The organism is Phycicoccus mangrovi (genome assembly GCF_018729305.1).
Lineage (GTDB): Bacteria > Actinomycetota > Actinomycetes > Actinomycetales > Dermatophilaceae > Phycicoccus > Phycicoccus jejuensis.
In genome coordinates, this window is the sequence record NZ_JAHHWP010000006.1 from 147371 (window position 1) to 170954 (window position 23584).

18 protein-coding genes, 3 tRNA genes and 1 pseudogene are annotated in these 23584 nt (G+C 71.6%); 11 read left to right on the forward strand and 11 right to left on the reverse strand.

The window, feature by feature from the left end; genetic code table 11:
- Nucleotides 1-10: 10 nt before the first annotated feature.
- The 3 genes and pseudogenes from KMZ30_RS03360 to KMZ30_RS22710 form a co-directional block, all read left to right on the forward strand.
- The gene (locus tag KMZ30_RS03360) at nt 11-616 is read left to right on the forward strand and encodes a thioredoxin-like domain-containing protein (RefSeq protein WP_215511586.1); all 606 of its coding nucleotides are present in this window, start codon (nt 11-13) and stop codon (nt 614-616) included.
- 234 nt (nt 617-850) lie between these two features.
- Nucleotides 851-2020 carry a Nickel transporter NicT gene (nicT, locus tag KMZ30_RS03365; protein WP_308279564.1) on the forward strand — a complete coding sequence of 390 codons (1170 nt, stop codon included), beginning with the start codon at nt 851-853 and terminating at the stop codon, nt 2018-2020.
- 152 nt (nt 2021-2172) lie between these two features.
- Nucleotides 2173-2667: pseudogene (locus KMZ30_RS22710) on the forward strand (uracil-DNA glycosylase family protein); the annotation flags it as partial.
- Between the two features lie 110 nt (nt 2668-2777).
- Here the strand turns inward: KMZ30_RS22710 and KMZ30_RS03375 are convergent.
- Nucleotides 2778-3941, reverse strand: a complete 1164-nt coding sequence (locus tag KMZ30_RS03375; protein ID WP_215511584.1) for a TDT family transporter — start codon at nt 3939-3941, stop codon at nt 2778-2780.
- A gap of 105 nt (nt 3942-4046) precedes the next feature.
- On the opposite strand from KMZ30_RS03375, the gene KMZ30_RS03380 reads away from it, so the two are divergent.
- The 5 genes from KMZ30_RS03380 to KMZ30_RS03400 all read left to right on the forward strand — a co-directional run bounded on the left by KMZ30_RS03380 (nt 4047) and on the right by KMZ30_RS03400 (nt 12386).
- Entirely contained in the window at nt 4047-4952 is a 906-nt protein-coding gene (locus tag KMZ30_RS03380; protein WP_308284301.1) for a LysR family transcriptional regulator, read from the forward strand.
- Between the two features lie 1077 nt (nt 4953-6029).
- A complete protein-coding gene (locus KMZ30_RS03385; protein WP_215511582.1) occupies nt 6030-7829 on the forward strand; it encodes a thiamine pyrophosphate-requiring protein in 1800 nt (599 codons plus the stop codon).
- Nucleotides 7826-8977, forward strand: coding sequence for an enolase C-terminal domain-like protein (locus KMZ30_RS03390; protein WP_308279563.1), 1152 nt, complete (start codon nt 7826-7828; stop codon nt 8975-8977). The genes KMZ30_RS03385 and KMZ30_RS03390 overlap by 4 nt, the downstream gene beginning before the upstream one ends.
- Nucleotides 8974-12087, forward strand: a complete 3114-nt coding sequence (locus tag KMZ30_RS03395; protein WP_215511581.1) for an FAD-binding and (Fe-S)-binding domain-containing protein — start codon at nt 8974-8976, stop codon at nt 12085-12087. Before KMZ30_RS03390 ends, KMZ30_RS03395 begins: the two co-directional genes overlap by 4 nt.
- Nucleotides 12088-12089: 2 nt before the next feature.
- Complete coding sequence (locus KMZ30_RS03400) at nt 12090-12386, forward strand: hypothetical protein (RefSeq protein WP_215511580.1); 297 nt, start codon at nt 12090-12092, stop codon at nt 12384-12386.
- Between the two features lie 13 nt (nt 12387-12399).
- On the opposite strand, the gene KMZ30_RS03405 is transcribed toward KMZ30_RS03400, so the two are convergent.
- Genes KMZ30_RS03405 through KMZ30_RS03415 form a run of 3 tightly spaced genes read right to left on the reverse strand, consistent with a single transcriptional unit; the run spans nt 12400 to nt 15403 of the window.
- A complete protein-coding gene (locus KMZ30_RS03405) occupies nt 12400-14148 on the reverse strand; it encodes a glycoside hydrolase family 15 protein (RefSeq protein WP_215511579.1) in 1749 nt (582 codons plus the stop codon).
- The gene (locus KMZ30_RS03410) at nt 14148-14405 is read right to left on the reverse strand and encodes a hypothetical protein (protein ID WP_215511578.1); all 258 of its coding nucleotides are present in this window, start codon (nt 14403-14405) and stop codon (nt 14148-14150) included. The genes KMZ30_RS03405 and KMZ30_RS03410 overlap by 1 nt, the downstream gene beginning before the upstream one ends.
- Nucleotides 14402-15403 (reverse strand): SDR family oxidoreductase, encoded by a 1002-nt coding sequence (locus KMZ30_RS03415; protein WP_215511577.1) that lies wholly within the window; start codon nt 15401-15403, stop codon nt 14402-14404. The genes KMZ30_RS03410 and KMZ30_RS03415 overlap by 4 nt, the downstream gene beginning before the upstream one ends.
- 72 nt (nt 15404-15475) lie before the next feature.
- On the opposite strand from KMZ30_RS03415, the gene KMZ30_RS03420 reads away from it, so the two are divergent.
- Nucleotides 15476-15949 carry a MarR family winged helix-turn-helix transcriptional regulator gene (locus KMZ30_RS03420; protein ID WP_215511576.1) on the forward strand — a complete coding sequence of 158 codons (474 nt, stop codon included), beginning with the start codon at nt 15476-15478 and terminating at the stop codon, nt 15947-15949.
- 297 nt (nt 15950-16246) lie between these two features.
- On the opposite strand, the gene KMZ30_RS03425 is transcribed toward KMZ30_RS03420, so the two are convergent.
- The 6 genes from KMZ30_RS03425 to KMZ30_RS03450 form a co-directional block, all read right to left on the reverse strand.
- Nucleotides 16247-17035, reverse strand: coding sequence for an ANTAR domain-containing protein (locus KMZ30_RS03425; protein ID WP_215511575.1), 789 nt, complete (start codon nt 17033-17035; stop codon nt 16247-16249).
- A 118-nt stretch (nt 17036-17153) separates the two neighbouring features.
- Entirely contained in the window at nt 17154-17747 is a 594-nt protein-coding gene (locus tag KMZ30_RS03430) for a DUF6328 family protein (protein WP_215511574.1), read from the reverse strand.
- A gap of 893 nt (nt 17748-18640) precedes the next feature.
- Nucleotides 18641-18715 (reverse strand) — tRNA-Val (locus tag KMZ30_RS03435).
- 17 nt (nt 18716-18732) lie between these two features.
- Nucleotides 18733-18803, reverse strand: a tRNA-Cys gene (locus KMZ30_RS03440).
- Between the two features lie 22 nt (nt 18804-18825).
- Nucleotides 18826-18898: transfer RNA gene (locus KMZ30_RS03445), tRNA-Gly, on the reverse strand.
- Between the two features lie 108 nt (nt 18899-19006).
- On the reverse strand, nt 19007-20128 hold the full coding sequence (locus KMZ30_RS03450; protein WP_215511573.1) for a YihY/virulence factor BrkB family protein: 1122 nt from the start codon (nt 20126-20128) through the stop codon (nt 19007-19009).
- Between the two features lie 32 nt (nt 20129-20160).
- Here KMZ30_RS03450 and KMZ30_RS03455 point away from each other — a divergent pair, with 32 nt between their 5' ends.
- Nucleotides 20161-21840: an acyl-CoA dehydrogenase family protein gene (locus KMZ30_RS03455; protein ID WP_215511572.1), complete on the forward strand. Its 1680-nt coding sequence runs from the start codon at nt 20161-20163 to the stop codon at nt 21838-21840.
- On the opposite strand, the gene KMZ30_RS03460 is transcribed toward KMZ30_RS03455, so the two are convergent.
- Nucleotides 21830-22801 (reverse strand): polyphosphate kinase 2 family protein, encoded by a 972-nt coding sequence (locus KMZ30_RS03460; RefSeq protein WP_215511571.1) that lies wholly within the window; start codon nt 22799-22801, stop codon nt 21830-21832. The two genes, KMZ30_RS03455 and KMZ30_RS03460, sit on opposite strands and share 11 nt — an antisense overlap.
- Before the next feature lie 39 nt (nt 22802-22840).
- Here KMZ30_RS03460 and KMZ30_RS03465 point away from each other — a divergent pair, with 39 nt between their 5' ends.
- Nucleotides 22841-23584: a dihydrofolate reductase family protein gene (locus KMZ30_RS03465; protein WP_215511570.1), complete on the forward strand. Its 744-nt coding sequence runs from the start codon at nt 22841-22843 to the stop codon at nt 23582-23584.

A 23584-nucleotide genomic window follows, 5' to 3' on the forward strand; every position in this document is an offset into this window, starting at 1 on the left:
GAGCTCGTCATTGGCCCGCCCCGATCGTCCCTCCCGTGCCCGGCTCGAGGAGCTGAAGAACCAGCAGCGCGCCCGCGAACGCCGTACTCGGTGGCTCTGGGTCGTCGGCACCTCCCTCGCCGTGCTGGCCATCGTCGGAGCGGTCGTCCTCACCGTGGCGCGTGACGTGGCGAGCCGGCCCTCTCTCGACGCGGTCACGACCTACGAGCCGAGTTCCACCCATGTGACGGCCCCGGTCGCCTACGACCAGGCTCCGCCCGTCGGTGGCGACCACAACCCCGTATGGCTCAACTGCGGCGTCTACGACGCCCCCGTGCCGAACGAGAACGCTGTGCACTCCCTGGAGCACGGAGCCGTGTGGGTCACCTACTCCCCCGACCTCCCCGCCAGGCAGGTCCACAGCCTCTTCTCGAACCTTCCAGCGGACTACGTGGTCGTCTCGCCACACGAGGACCTGCCCGCACCCGTGGTCGCCTCCGCCTGGGGCGCCCAGCTCGTCCTGGACGGCGTCGACGACCCCCGAGTCGCCGAGTTCGTCCGCGAGTACCGTCAGGGGCCGCAGAGCCCCGAGCCCGGCGCCGCGTGCAGCGGGGGAACGGACGGCGAACCCGCCTAGCCGAACGTCATGGCACCACGACTCCGACCCATACGTCACGACGAGGCGGTCACGCGCCCTCGGACGGTGGGGCCGCTGCTCTGCGGATGAGGGATCGCTGAGAGCTTCTCCGACGACTGCCCGCACGGGCAGCACCAACGGCCGCCGCCGGGTGTTGACTCGGTCCTGTTGCATGCGGTTCGCAATATGTCGCGCGCCGAGCACCGCCCGTCCAGCTTCCCGGGAGGGACCATCGTGACCGTAGCCGAGGCACCCGCCACCGGCCCGTCGACCGCCGGACGCATCGTGCAGTTCGTGCGTGACCTGGACCGCACCGACAAGCGGTCATTGACCGGCATGTACGCGTTCATCGCACTCCTCCACGTCGTGGGGTTCGGGGTGCTGCTGGCCGTCGTGGTGCCTCAGCACTACCGGTTGGGCGGTGACACACCGGTGTACACGGTCGGGGTCGCGATACTGGCCTACACCTTCGGGCTGCGGCACGCGTTCGACGCCGACCACATCGCGGCCGTCGACAACACCACCCGCAAGCTGCTCACCGACCGCGTCCAGCAGGGGCGCTCACATCGACCCCTGTCCGTGGGGTTCTGGTTCTCCCTCGGGCACTCCACGATCGTCTTCGTCCTGGCCTTTCTGCTCTCCGTCGGTGTCAAGGCCCTCGCCGGCCAGGTCGAGGACGACGGATCCGAGCTGCACTCGGTCACCGGCGTCATCGGCGCCTCCGTCTCCGGCGTCTTCCTGTGGGTCCTCGGCCTGCTGAACCTGGCCGCGCTCATCGGGATCATCGGAGTCTTCCGCCGGATGCGACACGGGGAGTACAACGAGGCCGAGCTCGAGGAGCACCTGAACAACCGCGGCTTGATGAACCGCTTCCTCGGTGGCCTCACCAAGGCCGTCCGCAAGCCCTGGCACATTTACCCGATCGGTGTGCTCTTCGGCCTCGGGTTCGACACCGCCACCGAGGTCGGCCTGCTCGTCCTGGCCGGCGGAGCGGCCGCGTTCAGCCTGCCGTTCTACGCCATCCTCGTCCTGCCGATCCTCTTCGCCGCCGGGATGTGCCTGATGGACACCACCGACGGAGTGCTGATGAACGGCGCCTACGGGTGGGCCTTCCTCAAGCCCGTCCGCAAGGTCTTCTACAACATGACCATCACCGCGATCTCGGTCGCGGTGGCCCTGGTCATCGGGACCATCGAGCTCATCGGCGTCATCGCCGACCAGGCCCGCATCGACGACGGTCCGCTCGCAGCAGTCGCCGCCATCCCGCTGGACTACGCCGGCTACAGCATCGTCGCCCTCTTCCTCCTCGCCTGGGCTCTCGCCATCGCCGTGTGGCACTTCGGCCACATCGAGGAACGCTGGAGCGCCCACCTCCATGAGGGGCGTGAGTCCGCAAACCCGTGACCCCGATCGCGGATGACACCGTCGACATCGTGGGCTCTGCTGCTCGGCGTACTGTCTCGCTGGACGCTTGAGCCGGGCCTTCGGCGGGGAGCCACGACCGCCACAGCCCGTCACCATGGTCATCAGCGGCACGAGGGAAAGGCGAACTCACGGTGCACCGCCCTCTCGCCCCTGAACTCACACGGTTGGCCGAAGAGTGGCGCTCCGTCGAGGGCGGGGGGCGGCGGTTCGTCCCGGGCTTCGACCCGTTGGGCGCCGGGACGACTGCACGAATTCTCGTCCTGACAGAACGACCCGCGGTCGTGACCGTCGCGCAGGGGACGTCGGGAACGTGCGGCGAAGACAGCGCGAGCCGCGCGGTGCACACTCTCGTGTCCTGCCGAGAAGCCGCCGGCCTGCAGCGAAAGGACTACCTGCGCTGGAACATCGTGCCCTGGGCCCACCCGGACACCGCTACCGCACGACCGCCGACCCGAGCCGACCTCGATGACGCACGCCCCGCGTTGCACGCACTCCTGCGGTGCCTGCCGCAACTCAGGGTCATCGTCACCCTGGGCCGACCAGCCCTCGATGGGGTCATGCGTTACCTCACGCTCCATGACGACCCGGTCATCCGCACGGTCCTGGCGGCCCCGCATCCGTCGCCGGCCAACGGTTGCGCATCGAGCCGAACAGCGGGTCCGGACCGTCAACGCCCTGCGCCGAGCAGCGGTCCTCGGCGACCTGTGAGAAGCGGCCGGGTGTTGCTCACGGTGCGTCACCTGGGTCGGGCGAGCAGCCGGCCGGTGCGAACGCCGCCGGCGGTGCGGACCGCGATTAGTGCCCAGGCAAGCACCAGCCCGGCGTACAGCGTCACGGCGGCCACGTCGAGGAAGGGCGCACGCGTCACAGCCGCGAGCCCGGACGTGCCCGTCACGACGGTACCGACAGGGAAGGTGAAGGACCACCAGGTCAGGGAGAAGGGCAGGTGCGCCCGACTGGTGTGCACGGTGATCGCGGCGGCCAAGGCGAGCCACAGCATGGCGAACCCCCACATAGGCAGCCCGAACACCAGCCCCATGGCCTCGAACGCCGAGGCGTACGGGTCCGGCAGGACGGCGGGTGCGGTGTGTCCCAGGGTGTGGGCGGCGGTGACCGACTGGCCCAGCGGCCCCAGCACGATCCACAGGGTCGGGACCGCGGCCGCCGCTCCGACCTTGTGGTGCGCCAACCGGCTCCAGATCAACGTGATGACGACGAGACTGGTCACCAGGGTGAGACCGAACATCATGGTGCAGGCCAGCTGCATCGCCTGTTGCCAGGAACCCGCCGGTAGGTGGGGCAGCAGCAGGGGTCCGGTAGCGGCGCTGACCATCGGCGGCACGACCGGCATCAGCCACCCGCCGAACGCGGAGTCCGGCCGCACCTCGTGCGCCGTGAACGTCTTGTAGGGGACCGCGACCGCCGTCCACAGGCCCAGCGCCGTCCCCACCGTCCACAGCACCGCGTCGATACCGACCGCGACGGACTCCCCGACGAGAGGAACGCCGACCAGGAGAGCCCCGGCCCCGACTGTCATCAGGGCCATCGCGGGCGCCCCGTAAAAATGGGACATCGTCGGGTCGTCGAGGTGGCCGCGCGCCGTCGCGCCGTGACGGCGCCAGTGCACGACGGTCGCCGCCACCACCGCGGCGAGCAGGAGCCCGTCCAGCACCCACACCACTCGCGCGGCGGCGAGCAGACCCGGGATCTGGACGGGCAACCTCGCCGCAGCGTTGGCGACGATCCCCGTCCCCATCACCGACGCGAACCAGTTGGGTCCGATGAACCCGAACGCCGACTGGCCCTCCAACGCCCGAAGCGGCGAACGGTCAGCCTCGTCCTCACCAGGACTGTGAAAGTCCTGCCGGTCGGCCCTGTCGGCGACATCCGTGGTGATCATGTCCACCAGTCTTCGACCTCGCCGGATGTCTCAGTAGACCCCGCTCGAGCGTGCATCCACAACGTTCCCTTGTGGCTGGGCTACGCTCGGGCCATGGCGTCGCGCGTGCCCGACCTCGACGGGTTGCGGCTACCCGTCGGTGTCGCCCGAGCCGGCAGCATCGGCGCCGCGGCCAGGGCCGAGGGCATCACCCAGCAGGCCGCCTCCCAGCGGCTGCGGGCGGTCGAGACGCAGGTCGGAGTCACGCTGGTCCGACGGGGACCTCGCGGATCCGAGCTCACCGAGTCCGGCGTGGTCATCACCGAGTGGGCCACCCGGTTGCTGGACCTGGCCGAGGAGATCGACACCGCCATCGAGGGGCTGCGGGGAGACCGGGGTCGCGACCTGGTGGTGTGGGCGAGCATGACCGTCGCAGAAAGCCTCATGCCACGCTGGCTGGTCCGCCTGCACCAGCTCCGTCCCCACTCCCCCACCGGCGTGACCCTGACCGCGGCCAACAGCCGACAGGTGCTCAAGGCGATCCAGGAGGGCTCGGCCCACGTGGGCTTCGTCGAAGGTGTGTCGAAGCCCGTGGGAGTGCGCTCCGTCGTCGTCGCCCACGACGACCTCGTCCTGGTCACCGCACCCGGCACACCGCTGAGCAGGCGCCGCACACCGCTGTCTCCCGAGGAGGTGGCGGCCCTGTCCCTGACCAGCCGCGAACCCGGTTCCGGAACCCGCGACGTGCTCGGCGCAGCCCTGGCACATCATCGCCTGACCCCCCGCGAGCCGGACGTAGAGCTCACCAGCGTCGTCGCAATTCGGGAGGCCGTGATCGCCGGCAGCGCGCCCGCCTTTCTCAGCCGGCGCCTTGTTACCCGCGACGTCGGCTCGGGAACCCTCCGCATCGTCGACGTCGCCGACCTCGACCTCCGGCGCCACTTCCGCGCCTGCTGGGTCGGCACCGCCACCCCTCCCGCCGGCCCGGTGCGCGACCTCATCGCCATTGCCAGACCTCATCGCGCGGACTAGCACGCCGGCCCGCGGCGCGTGGCACATCGAGCGGCCACGAAGGACGTTCCCCCTCGTGGTGATCTGTGGCCGCGTTGAATGGCAGCGGGCGATCGGCCGAGGTCGGCAGGTAGCCCGGCCTCGTCGAGGTCATCGCCATCGAGACGAGCCACAAGGGCGTCTACCGTCCATCTCTGGTCCGCGCCGTCGGCGCTGGTGCCCTAGCGGTGCGGCGGGTGGGCGAACCAGCCCGATGCCGGACGCGAGGACGGTGCATCCGGTCGAGGATCCGCGCAGCGGAACCCGCGGCCCGGATCGCGTCCCCGTCGAAGTCGGCACGCGCCTCGGCGGTGCCGAAGATCGGCCATCGTACGACGACGGTCACCGATCGCTCGACCGGCAGTGGCGTCACCCAGAAGGTCTGGTCCTCGGCAGTGTCCCGTCCCGTAGTCATGGGTACTGACCCACCTACTAGTCCGGCCCGAATCGCACGTCGCTGCTCGTCCGCCAGGCCCCAGGCGGCGTCGCGCTCAGCCGGCTCCCGGCTCCTTTTGGCTTCCCGCTGCGTGCATGGTCGACCCGCCGGAGCCAAGAGGGAGCGCGGCTCGGTGCGCGAGTCTGCCCCGATTCACACCTTCCGCACGAGTGCGTCGATCCCTCGCCCACCGGCCGCGGGGCGGCAAGGGCGAGGGGCGCCTCAGTACGGGTCAACGGACCAGGGTCGCCCTCTGGACTACATGAGCGTGGTGCGGGTCGAAGCTGTGAAGGAGTGCATGTTCGTGTCCTCGGGCCTGTCGGACCCGCGACCCAGCGGGCAGCGCGCCGTGCAGTGCTGTGTGCCCGATCAAGGGGCAGCTCTGATGGGTGTCCCGGGGCCACCGACAGACTCTCCGGTTCCTCACCGACCGCCACGATGTGCATCACCATGGTATTTGTCTATAGTCATCTATAGGCGTACGACAAGTACATGCCCGACCGGTGCCCCTCTGGTGGTCGAGAGCCGCGGCGTGCACTGGTTGTGCGGGCGGGCGCCGGGTATGGGCTCGTCACCGGGTCCATCACCGGGCCGGTGACCGACGACGAGAGCGAGGCAGTTGCATGACCACGGTGAGCGACTACGTGATCGACCGTCTGATCGCCTGGGACCTGCACCGGTTCTACGGTTTCCCCGGAGACGGGATCGGCGGGTTCGACGGCGCCCTGGGGCGGGCGGAGCGGGACGGCAAGGACTTCGTGTACATCCGTCCGACCCACGAGGAGGAGGCGGCGCTGATGGCGACCGCCCATGCGAAGTTCACCGGAGAGGTGGGTGTGTGCATCGCGACCTCCGGGCCCGGCGCGGCGCACCTGCTCAACGGGTTGTACGACGCGCGGTGCGACAACCAGCCGGTCGTGGCCGTCGTGGGGCAGCAGGCGAGGGTCGCGACCGGGACCGACTTCCAGCAGGAGCTGAACCTCGAACGGACGTTCGCGGACGTTGCGGTGTTCGTCCAGACGGTCCTCACCGCGCAGCACGCACCGCTGGTCGTGGACAAGGCGGTGCGCCTCGCGGCGGCCCGCCGGGGTCCGGCCGTCGTCATCCTGCCCTCGGACGTCCAAGAGCTGGAGATGGAGGAGCCGGAGGTCGCGCACGGCGTCTCCCGCAGCGGGATCGGCTACGCCTCGACCCACTTCGCCCCGGACGAGGACGCGCTGCGCGCCGCGGCCGAAGTGCTCAACGCCGGTGAGAAGGTGGCGATGCTCGTCGGGGCCGGCGCCCGCGGCGCGCGTGAGGAGGTGCTCGCCGTGGCCGAGCGGCTCGGGGCGGGCGTCGTCACCGCCCTGCTCGGCAAGGACGTCGTGCCTGCCGACGTACCCTTCCACACCCAACAGCTGGGGCTGCTGGGCTCGCGGCCGAGCTACGACATGATGCAGGACTGCGACACCCTGCTGCTGGTTGGCACCAACTTCCCCTATGCGGAGTTCCTCCCGCCCACCGGTCAGGCCCGGGCCGTCCAGATCGACACCGACCCCGGTCACCTCGGGATCCGGTACCCGACCGAGGTCAACCTCTGGGGTGACGCACGGGCCACCCTCGCGGGGCTGCTGCCCCACCTGCGCCAGACCGAGGACCTGTCGTGGCAGGAGGGCATCGCCACCGGCATGCGTGAGTGGGTGCAGGAGACGACCCGGGTCGCGATGGCCGATGCCGACCCGGTCAACCCGCGCCGGGTCTTCCACTCCCTCAACGAGCGGTTGCCGGAACGGGCCATCGTCACCGCGGACGCCGGGTCGACCGCCGACTGGTACGGCCACCACATCCACCTGCGCGGCGAGCAGATGGGCAACCTCTCCGGGCGGCTGGCGACCATGCTGGCGGCCATGCCGTACGCGATGGCCGGCAAGTTCGCGTACCCGGACCGCCCGGTCGTGTGCACGATCGGTGACGGCGCGTTCCAGATGCTGGGGATGAACGGCCTGGTCACCGTCAAGCGGCACTGGCGGGAGTGGGCGAACCCGACGTTCGTCGTCCTCGTCCTGCACAACGACGACCTCAACCAGGTCTCCTGGGAGATGCGCGAGGTCGGCGACCCCCGGTGGGACACGGCTCAGCTCGTGGAGTCCATGGACTACGCCGGCTATGCCCGCAGCCTCGGGCTCGAAGGCATCCGGGTGGAGCGCCCCGACGAGGTCGACGACGCGTGGGAGCGTGCCTTCGCCGCCGACCGGCCGGTCCTCATCGACGCGATCGTCGACCGCAACGTCCCCCCGCTGCCGGCGCACATCACCCTCGACCAGGCCAAGGGTCTCGCCCAGGCCCTCGTCTCCGGCGATCCGGAGGGCCGGCGGGTGGCGATCGAGGGAGCCCGTGCCATGGCAGCCGAGCTGTTCGCGCGGGCGCGGGGCCCCCGGTCGTGACCGACCCGGACACCTCCTTGGGCCGGCACGGCACGCCCTCTGGCGCAGCCGTGGTGTCCTCGCTCGAGGCAAACGTCTACGAGGTCCCGCTCGAGGAGCCGGAGTCGGACGGCACCCTCACCTGGGACTCGACCACCATCGTTGTCGTGGAGGCCCGCGCCGACGGCCGCTCCGGCATCGGCTACACCTACGCACCACGGGCCGCGGCCGCGGTTGTCGAGGACACCCTCGCCGCGGTCGTCACCGGCCGGGACCCGATGGCCGTGGGCGCCGCATGGGGCGCGATGGCGCACGCCGTCCGCAACCAGGGACGGCGCGGACCCGTCAGCGCCGCGATCTCGGCCGTCGACATCGCCCTGTGGGACCTCAAGGCGCGCCTCGTCGGCCGACCCCTTGTCGACGTCCTCGGCGGCTACCACGACCACGTGATCGCCTACGGCAGTGGCGGGTTCACCAACCTCACCGACGAGGCGCTGACCGCGCAGGTCCGCGCCTGGACCGAGCAGGGCCTGCCCGCGGTCAAGGTCAAGGTCGGCAGCGACCCGGCCGACGACCCCCGGCGGGTCGCCCTCGTCCGTGAGGCCGTCGGCGCGCAGGTGGAGGTGTTCGTCGACGCCAACGGCGCCTACCATCGCAAGCAGGCGCTCCTCCTCGCGGAGCGGTTCGCTGAGCACGGCGTGCGCTGGTTCGAGGAACCCGTCACCTCCGACGACCTCGACGGGCTGCGACTACTCCGTGACCGGGCTCCCGCCGGGATGGAGGTCACCGCCGGCGAGTACGGGTGGGACGTCACCCACGCCCGGCGTCTCCTCGACGCCGGCGCAGTTGACTGCGTCCAGGCCGACGTCACGAGAGTGGGCGGCATCACCGGGCTGCTCCGTGTCGCCGCCCTCGCCGACGCGCACGGCCTCGACCTGTCGGCCCACTGTGCCCCCCAGCTGAGCGCGCACGCCCTGACTGCCGTGTGGCACGCACGCCACCTGGAGTACTTCGCCGACCACGTCCGGCTCGAGGCGATGGTCTTCGACGGAGTCCTGCAGCCCGTCGACGGAGCCCTGCGCCCCGACCGCGCACGCCCGGGCCACGGCCTCGACGTGCGCTGGGCCGACATCGAGCGCTACCGCACCCGACCCGAGGAGAGACGATGACCAGCACCGGCCTGCCCGTGCACTGGGACGGGATGACCACGGTCGAGGACTCCGACGCCGGCGGCACCCTCCCGGACCACGTGCGCGCGCTCGCCGCAGAGCTCGCCTCCCGGGTCAGCGGTGAGGTCCGATTCGACGAGGGGACCCGCGCAGCCTACGCGACCGACGCGTCCAACTACCGACAGCTCCCGGTCGGCGTCGTCCTGCCCCAAACGGTCGAGGACGTCGTCGAGACCGTGCGTTGCTGCCGGCAGGCCAAGATCCCGTTGACCAGCCGAGGTGGCGGGACGAGCCTGGCCGGGCAGACCTGCAACGTCGGCGTGGTCATCGACTTCTCCAAGTACCTGACGGGGATCGAGTCCATCGACCCCGAGGAACGGACTGCCTGGGTGCAGCCGGGCTGCACCCTCGACTGGCTGCGGGACGCCGCCGCCGCGCACGGCCTCACCTACGGACCCGACCCGGCCACGCACAACCGGAACACGCTGGGCGGGATGATCGGCAACAACTCCTGCGGCACCCACTCGGTGATGGCCGAGTTCTACGGCCCCGGTCCCCTGACCGTCGACCAGGTCCTCGAGCTCGACGTCCTGACCGTCGACGGCGCGCGCTTCACCGTCGGCCGCACCTCCCGCGAGGAGCTCGATGCCGCGATCGCCGACGGGGGCGAGCGCGGCCGCATCCTCGCGGGGCTGCGCGACGTGCGCGACCGCCACCTCGGGGCCATCCGCACCGGGTTCCCGCAGATCCCGCGCCGGGTGTCCGGGTACAACCTGCCGCAGCTGCTGGACGAGAACGGGTTCGACGTGGCCAAGGCCCTCGTGGGCACCGAGGGCACCTGCGTGACCGTGCTGCGGGCCAAGTTGCAGCTCATCGGCGCGCGACCGGAACGCACCCTCGTGGTCGTCGGGTTCACCGACGCCGCCACTGCCGGCGACCACGTCCCCATGGTCCGCGAGCACCGACCGGTGGCCTGCGAGGGCATCGACCGACAGTTGGTGGACTTCATGACGGCGAAGGGGCTGCACCCGGAGGACGTCGACCTGCTCCCGGACGGCGACGGCTTCCTCCTCGTGGAGTTCGGGTCCGACGACAAGGCGGACGCCGACGAGCAGGCGGCCAGGTTCGTCGATGCCTGCGAGAACCTCGACACCTCCCCGTCGACGAAGACCTTCACCGACGCCTGGGAGGCCCAGAAGCTGTGGCAGGTCCGCGAGTCCGGGCTAGGGGCGACCGCCCACGTGCCGGGGATGGGTGAGACGCACCCAGGCTGGGAGGACGCGGCCGTCCCGCCCGAGAAGGTCGGCGACTACCTGCGCGACTTCCGCGACCTGCTCGACGAGTTCGACTACCACGCCTCCCTCTACGGACACTTCGGCCAGGGCTGCATCCACTGTCGTATCGACTTCCGTTTGCACACCGCGCACGGGGTGACCCAGTGGCGGCAGTTCCTCGGCCGCGCGGCCGAGCTGGTCACCTCCTACGGCGGTTCCCTCTCGGGAGAGCACGGCGACGGGCAGGCCCGCGCCGCCCTGCTCGAGACCATGTACGGCTCGGAGCTCGTCGAGGCATTCGCCGAGTTCAAGGCCGTCTGGGACCCCGAGGACCTGATGAACCCCGGCAAGGTCGTGCGCCCCCACGCGCCGACGGACGACCTGAGGCGGGGGCCGGCCGTCCGCCTCACCCCGGTGCGCACGCACTTCGCCTTCCCAGACGACGACCACGACTTCGGCAAGGCCGCGGCCCGCTGCGTCGGCGTCGGCCAGTGCCGCAACGTGGACACCGGCGGCATGTGCCCCAGCTACATGGCCACCCGCGAGGAGGAGGACTCCACCCGCGGACGCGCCCGGATGCTGTTCGAGATGCTCCGGGACGACAACGGTCTGACGGGGTGGCGCGACGACCACGTCGCCGACGCCCTCGAGCTGTGCCTGGCGTGTAAGGCGTGCAGGCACGAGTGTCCCGTCAACGTCGACATGGCCACCTACAAGGCGGAGTTCCTCTCGCACTACTACAAGGGGCGGCTGCGCCCGCGCAGCGACTACGCCATCACCCTCATCTACTGGTGGGCCCGCATCGCCAGCCGCGCACCGCGCCTGGTCAACGCGGTGACCCAGAACCGAGTGCTGGCCCGGGTGCTGCAGAAGGCCGGCGGGGTCGCCACCCAGCGCGCCATCCCGCGGTTCCGGTCGACCCCGTTCTCGCGGTCGTTCCGCGCCCGCCCCCGGGAGGATGCCCCGCGGCCGGTCCACGACGGTTCGGCGGCGATCACCCACGGCGACGCGATGCGCTACCGGGCAGAGTCCTATTCGACGTTGTCGATGCAGCACGGCGGCCGGCGCAACACCCTGCACCCGCACGGCACCGACGCCCCGATCGAGACCGACCGGGTCATCCTGTGGCCCGACACCTTCAACAACTACCTCGAGTCCGAGGTGCTCGAGGCGACCGTCGAGGTGCTCGAGCACGCCGGGTACCAAGTGACCCTGCCGTCCCGTCCGCTGTGCTGCGGGCGGCCGCTGTACGACGCCGGCATGCTCACCACGGCCGAGCACCTGTGGCGGCAGGTGCTCGACACGTTGCGCGACGACATCCGAGCCGGGGTCCCGGTGGTGGGCGTCGAGCCCAGTTGCGTGGCCGCGTTCCGCGACGAGCTCGTCGGGCTGCTGCCGGGCGACGACGACGCTCGGCGACTGTCCGAGCAGACGTTCATCCTCTCCGAGTTCCTCGAGCGACAGCGCTACCAGCCGCCACCTCTCCCGCAGGAGGCCTTGGTCCAGATGCACTGCCACCACGTGGCCGTCCTCGGCACCGACGCCGAGGAGGCGTTGCTGCGCCGGATGGGCGTCGACGCCGACGTCATGGACGCCGGGTGCTGTGGCCTGGCGGGGTCCTTCGGGTTCTCCGCGGACAAGTACGAGGTCTCGGTCCGGGTCGGGGAGCGCAAGATGGCGCCGCTGGTGCGGGCGGCGGAACCCGCGACCCAGGTGGTCACCGACGGCTTCTCCTGCCGTGAGCAGATCGAGCACCTGACCGAGCGCCGGCCGCGACACCTGGCCGAGCTGCTGCGCGACGCGGTCCGTGCCGAACGCACCCGGGAGGAGGGGTAGCGATGACGGGCGACTCGGTGCCGCCGCGTCTCCAGCACCGGCGTGGGCGCGACGTCGTCATCCAGGAGGCCATCGACGACCTGGTGCGTCATCGCGGCGAGCTCTCTCCGGACGAGCTGCGTCGCCGGCTCGTCCGGCGCCTTGCCGACCGAGGGGTCGTCGGCCTGCCGGAACCCTGGCTGGACGCGGTGAGTACTGCGTTGGGCCACGGCAACCCCTACGTCGTGTCGCCCTTCACCCTGGACACCGCGGACGTACCGGCGCCGGAGGACCCGGTGCGCGACGAGGTCATCGACTGAGGCGTCGGAGCAGTCACGCAAGCCGCTGGGCGGTCTCGAGCAGCAGGGCGTGGACGAACCCCTGCGGCAGGTTGCCCCGCAGCTGACGTTGGCGGACGTCGAACTCCTCGGAGAACAGGCCCGGCGGGCCACAGGCCGACCGCTGACGTTCGAACCACCGGAACGCCCCGATTCGGTCGCCCCCTTCCAGGAGGGCCAGGCTCATGGCGAATCCGCACATGAGGAAGGCCCCCTCGGCGTCACCGAGCGGTCTCTCGTCGGGCCGGTACCGGTAGACGAACCCGTCCTGGACCAGCTCGCGCGTCACCGCGTCGAGAGTCGCTGCGCTTCGCGGGTCCGCCGCCGGGAGGGCGCCACGCACGGGCGCCAGCAGCAGCGACGCGTCGACACCGTGGAGGCCTGGAGCGCGTCGCCACGCGCCGTCCGGGCGCAGGCACCGGCGCGAGGTCTCCGCGAGGATGCCGTCGGCCAGCGTCTCCAGCCGGGACGCCTCGGAGCGGGCCACGACAGAGGCCGCGCTGCGCAGCCCGGCGACGCAGGCCAGCCGGGAGTGGGTCCACCACGCGTCCTCGAGCTCCCAGACGCCGGCGTCCGGTTCGGTCCAGCGGTCACGGGCGAGGTCGACCAGCGCCGACACGGCGCGGACGTCGTCGGTCTGCAACCGGTCGTGACGCCCTGCCGCCGCGTACAGCTGCAACAGCTCACCGACGGTGTCCAGCTGGAACTGCCCCCGGACCCAGTTGCCGGTGACCACCCTCCCGCCGGGATACCCGGGGACACGCCGGTGCCGTTCGCGCGGGGGCAGCGACCCGTCGAGCCGGTAGGCGGGGGCGAGGTCAGGGCCTCGTTCCAGGACACGCGCCGTCGTGAACCGCACCGCCTCGTCGAGGAGCCCGTGCGGCTCGGCGACGGCGGCGGCGAGCCCGGCGTACGCCTGGTCCCTGAGCCAGACGTAGCGGTAGTCATAGTTGCGACCCGCCTCCGCGCGCTCGGGCATCCCCACCGTCGCGGCCGCCACCATGCCGCCTCCGGGCGCCGTGAGCCCGCGGAGCACCGCGTAGGCGTGCTGCGCATCGCGAGGAGCCACGCTCCCCGTCAGGTCCGGGACGCTCTCGTTCCAGTACGCACGAGTCTCCTCCCACAGCTGGTCCGGGTCCGGGGGTCGTCCGCGGAGTCGTCCCTCCGACACCTCCAGGACGAGGTCGTGCCGTGTCCCCGGAGGGACCGAGAGCCGGGCCCGCAGGACCCCGTGGTCGTCGACGTGGCCACCGGCAACCCCCGACAGCCGCAGCCGGCGTCCTCCGGCCCGGACGGTCCACACCCCGCCCTCCACCTGCCACGACAGCCGCCGACCCGCGCCGAACCCTGCAGCGGGCCGGAGCACGACGTCGAGCTCGGCGGCCTCGTCGAGGGGCTCGACCCGCCGCAGCACCACCGCCGTCCGCTCGTGTGCGGGGGCGGCGAGCGCCTCGCGACACTCCACGATGCCGACATCCGTGGTCCATCGGCTCCGCCAGATCAGGGAGCCCGGCTCGTAGTACCCGCCCCACACGCACCGCCGGCTCGGCGTCACGGCGAAGACACCCGCGCCGCCGACGAGCTGAGCGAAGAGCGGCTCGTCGTCCCAGCCCGGTGCACACATCCACCCGACGTCACCCCGCGGCCCGATGACCGCCCCTCGGTGGCCGTCGGCCAGCAGGGCGTACTCGCGCAGGACATGGGGTGCGAACTCGACCGGCATCCGGCTCGTGGACGCGGTCATCAGCGCTCTCCGAGACCGGTGCGGGTGACCGCCGCGGCGGCGAGGGCGACCCCGCCGGTCGCCCGTGGGGCCAGCAGCTGGGCCGAGCCCTGCACGAGGTGGCGCCCGCCCAGCGCGCGGATGCCGAGCTCCTCGACGACGTCCGGGTCACGCGCCTCGAGCCGCCGCCACACCTCGTCGCCGCGCGCGAGCAGCACTGCGCCCCAGGCCATCCCACCGACCCCGGCGAGACGGACGACCAGCATGCGCCCGCTCACCGGCGCCGGCTCGCCAGCGCCGCGCCACCGGCGAGGAGCGCCACCCCGGCCCCGGCGAGCACGGGGTAGTGGTGCGCGGCCCACTGCTGCGGGCTGCGCCCGTGCGCGCGACCGTCGAACGCGCCGTGCGCCCCGAAGTCGCGCCCGTCCGGCCCGTCCGCCGGCTCCCACAGGTTGGCCGGCTGGTCCTCGGGCTTGGCCTCGCCGGTCTGCTGCGAGGCGAACCCGGTGCGGCCCAGGTAGCGGTCGAGCAGCCCGGGCACGACCGCGTTGGCGAGCAGCGTGCCGACGGTCGACGCGCCGACCCAGTACTCCCGCCGCCTGGGGTGGTCGGCGGCGAACACGACGGCGCGCGCCGCGACCTCCGGCTGGTAGATCGGGGGCACCGGCTGGGCCTGCTCGGGCAGCCGGGAGAGCACCCACGAGAACTGCGGGGTGTTGACCGCCGGCATCTGCACCATCGTCACCCGCACCCGGCTCTTCTCGTGCAGCAGCTCGGCACGCACCGACTCGTGGAACCCCTGGATGGCGTGCTTGGCCCCGCAGTAGGCGCTCTGCAGCGGGATGCCGCGGTAGGCGAGCGTCGAGCCGACGTGCACGATCGTGCCCCGGTCGCGCTCCTTCATCCGGCGCAGGATGCTCATCGTCGCGTAGACGTAGCCGAGGTAGCTGACCTCGGTGACGCGGCGGTACTCCTCGGGCCGGATGTGGTCGAAGCGGGCGAAGACGGACGTGAAGGCGACGTTGACCCAGACGTCGACCGGCCCGAGCTCGGACTCGACCCGCTCGACGGCGGACTCGACGGCGTCGGCGTCCGCCACGTCGACCGGGACGACGAGCGGCCGGCCGCCCATCCCGCGCACCTCCTCGGCCGCGGCCTCCAGCCCGCGCTCGCCCCGGGCGAGGAGCGCGACGGAGTCCCCACGCCGCGCGAACTCGCGGGCGGTGGCCCGCCCGATCCCCCCGCTGGCTCCGGTGATCGCGACGACTCGTGACATGCGTACTCCCTTCCAGGTGGCCGACCATGTCAAGATACTTGCTGTTGGGCAACTAATGCGACGAGGAGCTCCATGGGTAGGACGCCCTCCCTCGAAGGGGAAACCGAGGCCGTCGAGGCCATGATGCGCGCGGCCCGGATGTTCAACGCGTTCCTGGCTGCATCACTGGCCCGCACCGGTGGACGGGTGACCCCTACCCAGCTCCGGGTCCTCGTGTTCATCGCCGACCACCCCGAGGCCGGCACCGCCGACGTCGCCGAAACCCTTGGCACCGACCCGTCCAGCGCCACCCGGTTGTGCGACCGACTCGCCGTTGCGAAGCTCATCGCGCGCCGGCAGGCGACGAGTGATCGACGCCGTGTGCGGCTGTCCCTCACGCCGGAGGGTCGCCGACTCGTTCAGTCGGTCATGGACCACCGTCGCGAAGTGTTCGCCGGGTTGGTCGATACGTTGTCGCCCGACGACCGTGCGGTCCTGGTCCAAGCCCTCGACGCGCTGGTCGCCACCACCGACGTCGTCCCCAGCGTTCAGAGAGACCCGCGGTGAGAACGCGGGCGTGCTGCGCTCGCGCGGCCCCCTTCACGGGGGGGGCATCCTGCGCGAGCGCACACCGACGCCGTAGACGGCGACGACACCGGCCGAGCCGAAATGCCCGATGGCGATCCCGCCGTGCCGCATCGACTCCTGGAGTCGGTCTTGGCGAAGAGATACCTGAGCGGACCAGTCCACTCGATGAGGCCAGACCGCTGCGATGCGCACCGTCCTGGGGGTGTGCACCGGCGGCACGACGCCGATGTCCGGGAACCGGAAGAGCCGCACCCCGAGTGGGCCGCTGCGAACTGATCATGGTCGTGTCGCGCGCGGGCAAGCGCCCGCACTCGCGTCCGTCGCTCCCATGGACTCGCCCACGACGTCGACATTGCGGACAATCGCGGCCGCGAGGTCAGCCAGGCGTACGTTGTGGTCATTGGAGAGTTTGCGAAGAACGCCAAAGGCCTGTTGCGGGTCGCAACCTTGCACGGCCATCACCACACCTCGGGCCTGATCGATTGTCGCGCGGGACGTCAATGCTCGGCGCAGGTGGTCGGCCTCGGCACCCAAGCGGACGGCGTGGTCGACGAGTTCGGTGACGGCCACCACAACAGGCGTCCCATCGACCCCAAGATCACCCTCGCTCTGGCGTAGGTCCCGCAGTCGCTCCAGCAACGTGATGACGGACCTGTCGAGGTAGGTGACGTCGCGAACTTCGTGTAGGACCCCACACACCCGTCCGTGGTCGAGGATCGGGCGGTTGATGGGCATCCAGTACTTGCGGATGAGCTCGCCGTGGCGACCTGAAGCAGGCAGGTCATGCCGCTGGATCGTCATGTGGTGGGCCTTGCCTCCATCGAGGACTCGCTCGAGGGATGCCAGAAGCTGGGGCCCGCCATCGGCCACAACCTCTCGTGGCCGATCGCCGACCACGTGCGCGACCGGGCATCCCAGCAGGTCACTGGTCGGCCAACCGATGGCCTGAGAGAATGCTCGGTTGCATCCGCGGATGATCAACTCGGGATCCACGGCCACCTGCGGCAGCCACGGCCGTCGCGAATCCACGGCATCCGACACGACACGACAGCCCACGTCAACCATCCTCACGATCACACGACGACCGATGAACAGACCATGCCATCGCTGCAGGTCACACGGCTAGTTGGGGACTCGCCGCCTCGATCCGTAGGGTGATCGACGCGACGCGACGTGTGTCGCATCACAAAGACCTGCGGTCCCAGGAGCAAGCCCACGAAGGATCCCGGCACACAGGCTCCGAGGTCACGACGAACTGCGGCAACTCACCAGCATCAAGGACGTCCCGCATCGGGCGGGGGGTTATGTGGGGTGTCGTCGATCCGGTCGGCCAGTCGGGGCAAACCCCCCAGAGGAGGGCCAACACTAGCAATGCGAACCCACCTGCGACCACGGACTCCCAGGCGCCGATGACGACGTCGACCACCAAGGTCACCACCCCGGCCACGGTCACACTGAGCATTGCAAGGCCCCAAATTGCCAGCCGGTTTCCAGCGTCCACCAGCAGCTCGCGTCGGCGCCGCCGAAACAGCAACCGATGAAACGCCACCGGTGCCACCACCAGACCGGTCGTGAGAACCGCCCCGCCCAGGACGGCAAGGTAGAGCCCTTTCTGCGCCGTCGTGAGGTCCCCGAAGCGCGCCGAAAAGGGCACGGTCAACAAGAAACCTGTGAGAATCTGCACTCCTGTCTGAGTCACGCGAATCTCCTGCAGGAGCTCATCCCAGTTCCTCCTCAAGGTGCGGCCCGACGGCTGGGTTGAGTTGTTGTCCGCCATCCACCGCATCATCCGGGTCCGCAGCGCGAACGAGGGCCTATCCACCTCGACACGATCTGGGCCGACCACCAGCTGGCGGCGCCATGGCTACGCGACAGGGACCGGGCGACCGGTAGCGAAACCTCTGCGGACGACCCGACGTTAGTTGCGCCGACACCGCCCCCGCGAGCGACCTCGGCCTCGGCCTCGGAACGACGCGCCACCACACGCTCGTGCTGCAGCCCGGGCGCTGGACATGTCACGACGCTGAACCTGCGAAGGTCCGGCGCGCTGCCCAAGGACGTGGCCTATCCGTTTCGCTGTCGTTCAGGACGGCGAGAGGGCATCGCTGAGCGTGACCTCGACGGCCGGGCCGGTGGTATCGGTGGACTGCTGGGCGGGCTCTGACGGTCTATGGGCTTCTGCGGGTGGTTTCGGCTCGCCACGTGGAGCCCGGGCGGAGATGGGGATTCGTAGTTCCGGAGCGCAAGACCTGTCACGAGGTTGCGAGGAGACTCTTGTCCTCCATGCCGGGAGGTTCGCGGGCCGCGGGGTGGGGTGGGGTGGGGTGGATTCGGAGTACCCAGCCACCGCAGCGGGTCCGGGTCGGAGAGCCGGACACTGCCAAAGCGTGAACGGTGGGCGAGTCGACCGGCGGGGCTGCCACCCCAGGGTGCCGTCTCGAACGACCATGCGACCCGCTCACAAGGCCCGACCGTCTCGTGGCGGTAGACCGGGAGGGCCTCTCCCGCCAGCGCCTAGGCCGGGCTCGGACCGGCACCGATTCACGGCCCGGGACCGCCGATCGGGTCTGCCGTGGCCAACATGTGACACACGATGCTCAGCCGCTGTTCCTCGCATGTTCCTCGGAACGAGTCAGACCCCCTCGAAAGGGGGCCTGACCTGCGGTTTCATGGTGGGCGATACTGGGTTTGAACCAGTGACCTCTTCCGTGTCAAGGAAGCGCGCTACCGCTGCGCCAATCGCCCGTGTCGGGTCCTACTCGAGGTGGAGACGGGATTTGAACCCGTGTACGCGGCTTTGCAGGCCGCTGCCTCGCCTCTCGGCCACTCCACCATTGGGGGCGGCTAACCCTCCGAGCGGATGACCGGGTTCGAACCGGCGACCTCAACCTTGGCAAGGTTGCGCTCTACCAACTGAGCTACATCCGCGCGCGTCGGAAGCGATCCCTTTCGGCATCCCCTCTCGGCGTGCTCCGAAACAGTATCCGACCCGTGCCGCGAACTCCAAACCGGGGCCGCGGGAGGCCGGCCGGGTGCTCAGCGGTCGGTCTCGGAGCCCGCGAGGACCTCTCGCGAGGCCGGCGTCTCGGCGGGCTCGGCGGCGTTGGAGAGCGGCGTGATCGGCTGGTTGGCGGCGGTGCGCAGGCTGCGCAGGTCGAGCTCATCGGTCTCGCCCGTGCGCCGGTAGTCGCCGAAGGGGTCGCGCGGCGCGGCCGGCGCGGCCACCGAGCGGTGGCGGATCCGGTCGATGAGGCGCGTGTGCAGCGAGCGGCGTTCGTCGGCCGGCCACAGCTCGCGGATGGCCCCGTTGAGCGCGGCGCCGATGAGGACGGCGATGGCCAGGGCGTAGAGCCAGATGAGGATGACGATCGGCGCCGAGAGCGGACCGTAGATCGACGTGCCGCCGAGCGAGGCGGCGATGGAGCCGCGCACGACGAACGAGGCCAGCGCCCAGATGACGAGGGTGAGGACGGCACCCGGGACGTCCCGGGTCCACGGCGACCGGCGTGGCGTGGACACGTGGTAGAGGCTGGTGAGCCCCCCGACGGTCAGCAGGGTGACGAGCGGCCAGTAGAGCAGCGTCAGCGGGTGCCACGCGGTCGGCAGGAGGTCGCCGAGGAGCGTCGGCCCGAGGAGGACGAGGGGGATGGTGACGATCCCGAGGAGCAGCGCGACGACGTAGAGCGAGAACGACAGCGCCCGGGTCTGGATGATGCCGCGCACGCCCGACTGGCCGTACATGATCGAGATGGTGTCGACGAAGACGTTGACGGCGCGCGAGCCGGACCACAGCGACAGGACGAAGCCGATCGACAGCAGGTCGAAGCGGCCTCCGCGCAGGACGTCGTCGACCGTCGGCCCGAGGACGGTGTCGATGACCTGGGGCGTCAGGAACTGCGTCGCGTACCGGAGGATGGCCACGCGCACGTCGTCGACGGTGTCCGGCCCGAGCGCTCCCCCGAGGTAACCGAGCCCGCCGAAGAGCCCGAGGACGAGCGGCGGCAGCGAGAGCAGCGCGAAGAAGCCGGCCTCGGAGGCCAGCCCGGTGACCCGGTAGCGCAGGCAGATCCGCGTCGTCACGACGGTCAGCCGGGCGACCGGCAGCGCCCCCGGGACCCGCGCGAGGGCCCGGCTCACGCGGCGCTTCGCGTCGGTCATGCCGACCACGGTATCCGCCGTACAGTGCATCGGTGCGCACCCACGACGTGACCAACCAGGTGCCGCCGATGGAGGGGCACGACGTCCTCGCCGCGGACGCGGCCCTCACCGAGGCCGTGGAGCGCTGGGTCCGGCCCGCCGACCCCGCCGGCGCCGACGCGCTCGGGGACCTCGGCCGGCTCGCCGGGACCCCCGAGGTGCGGGCCTGGGCGGACCACGCCGACCGGGTGCCGCCGGTCCTCCGGACGCACGCGCCGACGGGTGAGCGCCTCGACGAGGTCGACTACCACCCGGACTACCACCGGCTGCTCGCGGTGGCGGTCGGCGAGGGGCTGACCGCCGAACCGTGGACGCGGCCGGCGGGCAGCGCGGCGCACGCACGGCGAGCGGCCGGCTTCACCCTCTGGTCCCAGGCCGAGGCGGCGCACCTCTGCCCGGTCTCGATGACCTACTCGGCCGTGCCGGCGCTGCGCCACGCGCCGGAGCTCGCCGACGCCTGGGTGCCGGGACTCGCGGCCCGGGCCTACGACCCCGTCCTGCGGCCGCGCACCGACAAGGCCGGCCTCACCCTCGGCATGGGCATGACCGAGAAGCAGGGGGGCTCGGACGTGCGCGCCAACACGACGCGGGCCGTCCCGGCCGCCGGTGGCCCGCTGCCCGGTGAGACCTACCGGCTGACCGGCCACAAGTGGTTCTGCTCCGCCCCGATGAGCGACGGCTTCCTCGTCCTCGCGCAGGCCGACGGCGGGCTCACCTGCTTCCTGCTCCCCCGCGTCCTCGACGACGGCACCCGCAACGCGGTCCACCTCCAGCGGCTCAAGGACAAGCTCGGCAACCGCGCCAACGCGAGCTCCGAGATCGAGCTCGACGGCGCGTGGGCCTCCCGCGTCGGCGACGAGGGGCGCGGGGTCCGCACCATCATCGAGATGGTGTCCTCGACGCGGCTGGACTGCGTCCTCGGCTCGGCCGCGACGATGCGGGCCGCGCTGACCCGTGCCGTGCACCACGCCCGCCACCGCCGGGCCTTCGGGGCGGCCCTCGTCGACCAGCCACTCATGCGCAACGTGCTCGCCGACCTCGCGCTGGAGTCCGAGGCGGCCACCGTGCTCGGGATGCGCCTGGCCCACGCCGTCGACGCCGGCGAGCACGAGCTCGCGCGGCTCGGGGTCGCCCTCGGCAAGTTCTGGGTGTGCAAGCGCACCGCGCCGATGGTCGCCGAGGCGCTGGAGTGCCTCGGCGGCAACGGGTACGTCGAGGAGAACGGGCTCGCCCGCCTCTACCGCGAGGCGCCGCTCAACTCGCTCTGGGAGGGCTCCGGCAACGTCGGCGCGCTCGACGTGCTGCGCGCCCTGACGCGTGAGCCCGCCTCGCTCGCCGCGCTCGGCAAGGAGCTCGCCCTGGCCCGCGGGCACGACCCCGCGCTCGACGCCGCCATCGACGCGTGCGAGCACGCCGGGGCCGAGGCGCTGGAGCCCGAGGCCGCCTGGAACGCGCGCCGCGTCGTCGAGCGGCTGGCCGTCACCCTGCAGGCGGCGCTCCTCGTGCGCCACTCCCCCGGCCCGGTCGCCGACGCCTTCGTCGCGAGCCGCGTCCGCCGCGAGCACGGCGCGGTCTTCGGGACGCTGTCGGACGCCGTCGGGGCCACGACGGCGGGCATCGTCGTCGACCGGGCACTACCGCCCGGGGCCGCGGACGGGCCGGTCAGGGGCTGAGCTCGAGCCGCTCGCGCTCGGCCTCGACGTCGAAGTCGGCCGCGGGCCACTGCGGGTCCATCCGCTCGAGCGCCTCGAGCAGGAGGTTGGTCACGGCCAGCCGGGCGTACCACTTGCGGTCGGCGGGGACGACGTGCCAAGGGGCGGCGTCCGTCGAGCACCGCTCCAGCGCAACCTGGTACGCCTCCATGTAGTCGGTCCACCGGGCGCGCTCGTCGAGGTCCCCGGGGTTGTACTTCCAGTACTTGTCGCCCCGCGAGAGCCGCTCCCCGAGGCGCTCCTTCTGCTCCTCGGGCGAGAGGTGCATCATCACCTTGACGACCGTCGTGCCGTCGGCGACGACCTGCTCCTCGAACCGGTTGATCTGCCCGTAGCGCCGCGACCACGTCGTGCGCGGCACGAGGTCGTGGACGCGGACGATGAGCACGTCCTCGTAGTGCGAGCGGTCGAAGACGCCGATGAGCCCCGGCGTCGGCAGCGCCCTGCGGATGCGCCAGAGGAACGGGTGCCGCTTCTCCTCGGCGCTCGGCGCCTTGAAGGAGGTGATCCGCACGCCCTGCGGGTCGACGGCGCCGACGACGTGGCGCATGATGCCGCCCTTGCCCGAGGTGTCCATCCCCTGGATGACGAGGAGCACCGAGCGGGTGCCGCCGCCCTTGGACTCGGCGAAGAGCCGCTCCTGGAGGTCGGACAGCCGCTGCTGGAGCTCGACCATGACCTCCTCGCCGTCTGACTTCTTGCCGTCGAAGCCGGGCGTCGAGCGCGGGTCGATGTCACTGAGCCGGACGCCGGGACGGAACCGCAGGGCCTCCGACCAGGACGCGGCCTCGACCGCCTCGTCCGCGCGGGCCTCGGCTGCCGCCTCGCGCTTCTTGCGTGCCTTCTTCGCCGCCTTGCCCTCGAGGTCGGCCGCCTCGACGGCCCGGCCGGCCTTCGTCCCCTTGCCCTTGCGCTTGCCCATCTCGGCATCCTCGCAGAACCGGGCTGCGAGGATGCCGTCGTGCGCGTGCTCATCGACTCCCGCCGTCCCGCCTCCCCCGGGAGCCGGGTCACGGCCGCCGACCTCGTCGACCTCTACGCCCCTGCGCGGCACCGCCGCTGGGTGCGCTCCAACATGGTGACGACGCTCGACGGCTCCGCCACCGGCGCGGACGGGACGAGCGGTTCGGTCAACACCCCCGCCGACCACCGCGTCTTCGCCGTCCTGCGCGACCACGCCGACGCGGTGCTCGTGGGGGCCGGCACCGTCCGCGACGAGGGCTACACCCGTGTCCCGCCGACCCGCCGCTCCCCCGTCCCGGCGGCCCTCGTCGTCGTGACCCGCAGCGGTCGCGTGCCCGAGGGTCTGCGCACGCCGACGGAGGGTCGCGGCGCGGGCCTGCTCGTCACCTGCGCGTCCGCCGGAGACGCGGCCCTCTCACGGGCGCGCTCCGTGCTCGGCGAGGAGTCGGTGCTCGTGTGCGGCGACGACGAGGTCGACCTCCCGGGGGCGCTGGACCGCCTGGCCGAGCGCGGGCTGCGGCACGTGCTCGTCGAGGGCGGACCGTCGCTCCTCGGCACCGCGCTCGCGGCGCGCGTCGTCGACGAGATGGCGCTGACGACGGCTCCGGTGGTGGTCGGCGGCGACTTCCCGCGGATCGTCGGCGGGCCGGCGATCGCCGCCCCCGACGGGGTCGCGCTCCGGCCCCACCTCCTGCTCGAGGAGTCGGGCACCCTGCTCGGCCTCTGGCGCGTCCGCCGCTGA